This is a genomic window from Pedobacter sp., from assembly GCF_045628745.1.
Classification (GTDB): Bacteria; Bacteroidota; Bacteroidia; order Sphingobacteriales; family Sphingobacteriaceae; genus Pedobacter.
Map to the genome: position 1 here is coordinate 1 of NZ_JAZQPU010000213.1, position 4,044 is coordinate 4,044.

Annotated in this window: 5 protein-coding genes; 2 read left to right on the plus strand and 3 right to left on the minus strand. The window is 42.3% G+C overall.

The window, feature by feature from the left end:
• The coding region (locus tag ACR2F7_RS08105) for a SusD/RagB family nutrient-binding outer membrane lipoprotein (RefSeq protein WP_432713078.1) at positions 1-234 on the plus strand (234 nt) is incomplete at its 5' end.
• 326 nt (positions 235-560) lie between these two features.
• Here ACR2F7_RS08105 and ACR2F7_RS08110 read toward each other — a convergent pair.
• Complete coding sequence (locus tag ACR2F7_RS08110; protein WP_432713079.1) at positions 561-1,025, minus strand: YciI family protein; 465 nt, start codon at positions 1,023-1,025, stop codon at positions 561-563.
• Positions 1,026-1,164: 139 nt separating this feature from the next.
• On the opposite strand from ACR2F7_RS08110, the gene ACR2F7_RS08115 reads away from it, so the two are divergent.
• Complete coding sequence (locus tag ACR2F7_RS08115) at positions 1,165-1,929, plus strand: hypothetical protein (RefSeq protein ID WP_432713080.1); 765 nt, start codon at positions 1,165-1,167, stop codon at positions 1,927-1,929.
• Positions 1,930-1,990: 61 nt separating this feature from the next.
• Here the strand turns inward: ACR2F7_RS08115 and ACR2F7_RS08120 are convergent, their stop codons facing one another.
• Together ACR2F7_RS08120 and ACR2F7_RS08125 are read right to left on the minus strand one after the other, a co-directional pair.
• Entirely contained in the window at positions 1,991-2,971 is a 981-nt protein-coding gene (locus tag ACR2F7_RS08120) for an aldo/keto reductase (RefSeq protein ID WP_432713081.1), read from the minus strand.
• A gap of 19 nt (positions 2,972-2,990) precedes the next feature.
• Positions 2,991-3,986: an aldo/keto reductase gene (locus ACR2F7_RS08125; RefSeq protein ID WP_432713082.1), complete on the minus strand. Its 996-nt coding sequence runs from the start codon at positions 3,984-3,986 to the stop codon at positions 2,991-2,993.
• Positions 3,987-4,044: the final 58 nt, after the last annotated feature.

Consider the following 4,044-nt stretch of genomic DNA (forward strand, 5'->3'; position numbering starts at 1 on the left):
AAGTGGATCCACCTTTTTGGGCGCAATTATGAGGCTTTTTCAGAATGGCGCAGAACAGGCTATCCTGTGCTTATTCCAGGAGCTAACCAAGGTTCCACAGGGGGTAAAATTCCACGCCGGGCTATTTATTCTACGCGTGAAGCTCAACTGAACAGTGCAAATTACAAGGAAGCGGTAAGCCGCTTATCTAACGGAGATTCTTTCCTTTCAAAAGTCTGGTGGGATAAAAAATAACAACACAATGAACCTTTTATAAGGCAGCCTGTATCATCATAGGTGGTACGGGCTTTTTTATTTTTAGTGCAGTGAACGTTTCCTATAGCTCAAGTAATATATATCCTCATATTAAGCTGCCTTTACCAGGACCTTCAGTAGGCCTTTGTATATCGGTTCGCTATAGGTAGGTCCTTTAAAGAATAAGGAGACTAAGCTATACATTTAGGTTTTGCGCATAGCTTTTTTAGAAATCGATAAACATTCGCTGATAAACACTATGAAATACTTAAAGCAATACATTGTTTGAGTAAATAAAATGGCAGCTGACTCCTTTTTTCAGGGATTTAACGTTGCTCTTTTTCTATTTTACCCTGAAACTTCAGGTATTCAGGCAGAGCTGCAGAACCATACCAATTGTAAAAATCTGCATCAAACACCTTGGCCTTAACAGCAGGGTCGCTATTGACCAGCGTTTTTGCCTCTTCTATCGTTTTCACGTTAAAAATAAAAATGCCACGGTAAGCCTGCACATTTTTCTCCAAAGGGCCGGCAACGATTAATTTACCCATTGCCGCCATTCGGTTGATATTTTTCATGTGTCCTTTAAAAAGGCTGTCTAAGATGGGCCTCTCCCGGAGTTGTACGGTACCAGTTTTCAGGATCACCAACACATACATTTTCATTCCATTCTCATCTGCGCCTAAGGAATCTGCATAGGCTTGATCATATTTTGGGTTTTTAACCTGCGCTGTTAATTGCAGGCTAACCAAAGCTAAAAAGACGATAAATAGCTTGATTTTCTTTTTCATTTATAAAGATAATTATTTCGATTGATCGAGCAAGCTAAATATACCCAATAGTGAGTATTGTGAACTGAAATTCAGGGAGATATCTTTGTAACACCTCTCATACAACTTCCAAATTGCAATCAACCTTAAACATCATATTATGAAAATCAAACTACTTATAGCTGTCCTTCTCCTAGGTGTGACAGCACAGCTCTATGGTCAGGATCGGGGTGTTTATCGTGCGGGATATCTTCGCCTGGGTGTAAATACAATTGGGGATCCGCTGATGCAGGACCTATCACCCAAAGAAAACATCTTTGATGGAAGGTATGGTGCTTCAAGGGGCTATACCTTTGAATTTGGGCATATCTTTTATTTCGGCGGAAAAAACAGTCAGTCCGTCATGAATCTTGGACTGGACTGGACTATATTATCTCTGAACTACAATAAATTAGAAAAATGGAAGGCTTATGGTGAGAACAGTGGAGCCCGCAATGTGGAGATTGGTGGAGAAAAGATAGCCTTTGCGGGAAGAACTAAACTGGGGCCTGTGTTATCGATGAACCTTGGAGGAAGTGTTTTGTTGGATGTCCGTTTTCAGATAGCCCCTACGATTCGCTATTTTGATTTTAACTACAGTGAAAACGCTGGTGAAGTTAATGAACGCTATTTTTCTTATGTCAACAATGATGAGGAGGATAATGATGTTGACTATGACCCTGAGGCCATTAAAAACAGGCTTGCTTTTGGGGTAGCCAAAAGTTACGGAGCTACTTTACGTCGTAAAGCATTAGGCCTTTCTGTTGATTATGTAGTAGGACAGGTAAAAAGCCCGTATGAGGCCAGAAATAGTGGGTTTAATACTTCAGGCAAGGAGAAAATACAATCTAATAGTTTACATTTCACGGTAAACTTTACTTTTTAAAATAGCAAAAATAGCCTGACTGAATGATAGATTTGGTTAGGCTACTTTTTGCTCTCCAGTTTTATTCAAAGCCCAGCACCGGATGCGGCAGATAAAGCTCCTCCAGTTTTTTGATATCCTCCTCCGTTAAATGCACAGATAATGCTGCCACGGCATGTTCCAAATGACCTGGCTTGCTGGCACCAATAATAGGGGCCGTAATTGCTGGCTTACTCAATATCCAAGCTAAAGCCACCTGTGCATTAGGCAAACCTTTTTCAGCAGCTATTTCGCTTAGCCTTTCCACTATAGCGAAGTCTGCATCCTCTCCGTAAAGTTTTTTTCCAAAAGTATCAGTTTTTGCTCGCTCAGTTTCGTTTCTTTCTTTTGATCTTTTGCCTGTCAGCAACCCACGTGCCAGCGGCGACCAAGGGATCACCGCGATCTTCTGGTTGATGCAAAATGGGATCATTTCCCGCTCTTCCTCGCGGTAAAGCAGGTTGTAATGCGGCTGCATGGACACAAACCTTGTCCAATGATTAAGATCAGCGGTATATTGGGCCTGTGCAAATTGCCAGCTGTACATGGAAGAAGCACCAATATAACGGGCTTTACCTGCTTTAACAATCTCATGCAATGCCTCCATCGTTTCCTCAATTGGCGTATGGTAGTCCCAGCGATGGATTTGGTAAAGATCCACATAATCGGTCCTTAAACGTTTAAGGCTAGCATCGATTGCACTCATGATATGTTTTCGAGAAAGCCCTTTATCATTGATACCAGTACCCATAGGATTAAACACCTTGGTGGCCAGTACGATGTGGTCACGTTTGGCAAAATCCTTAAGGGCCTTTCCCACCACTTCTTCACTTGCACCGGCCGAGTAAACATCGGCGGTGTCAAAGAAGTTGATACCAAATTCAAGTGCTTTTTGAATAAATGGACGACTTTCTTCTTCGTTGAGCGCCCAGGGCCATCTTTCTGTAGGCTTGCCATAGGTCATTGTGCCTAAACAAAGCCTGGAAACCATCATACCTGTATTTCCAAATCTTACATATTCCATATCTTTACCTTAATAATGATTAGTCTACAAGTTCCAATTGGTTAAGAAAACCTGTAATGACTTTGATTTCCTCATCGCTTAACTGGCTATCTATTGCCTTTGCATTCTGTACCGCCTGATCTTTGTTTCTAGCCCCCACCAGCGTAATTGTAATTCCCGGTTGCCGCAAAGTCCAGAGGATCACCAGTTGTCCTATGGTCAATTGTTTATCATCGGCGATGTATTTTACACGTTGGAGGAACTCGTTTGTTCGTTTTAAGTTCTCTTCTTTAAAGTAAGATAAGGTTTGTCGATGGTCTCCGACTGCAAACTGGTGCCCCGGCTTCATTTTCCCTGTTAACAAACCCCGTTCTAAGGGACTGTACGCTATAATAGACTTTCCATGTTCTAGACAATATGGAACTACTTCTGCCTCAATGCCACGGTTGACCATGCTATATGGAACCTGATTGGACGCCAGGCTAAGGTATTTTTCTGCTTCCGTCATTTGTGCAACGTCGTAATTACAAACCCCGGCATACCTGACTTTCCCCTGTTCTATCAGGCGAGATACCGCTTCCATTGTTTCTGCGATGGGTGTTGTGGAATCAGGCCAATGGATCTGATAAAGATCGATATAATCGGTTCCCAGCCGTTTCAGGCTATCTTCGCATTCTTTCATGACACTTTCCTTGCCGGCATATTTGTATATATCAATGTTATTGCCAACGTTGTCTTTACTGCTGAATCCAAACTCGCCTTTTTTCAGGTCCCAGCGCATCCCATATTTGGTAAGAATTTGAAACTGATCCCGTGGGATGCCTTTCATCGCCTCCCCTACAATTTCTTCACTTGTGCCCTGACCATAGATTGGTGCTGTATCGATAGCGGTTATCCCCATGTCGTAAGAGGCCCTTATGGCTTCAACCGCATCACCGCGTTCAGTACCTCCCCACATCCAACCTCCAGCAGCCCAGGCTCCAAAAGTGACTTCAGAAAGTTGAAGATCTGTGTTTGTTAATTTTCTGTATCTCATATTCAGGTACTTTTTTGTTAATTAATATCCGGAGTGCAATAGAACCACTCAAGCTAAA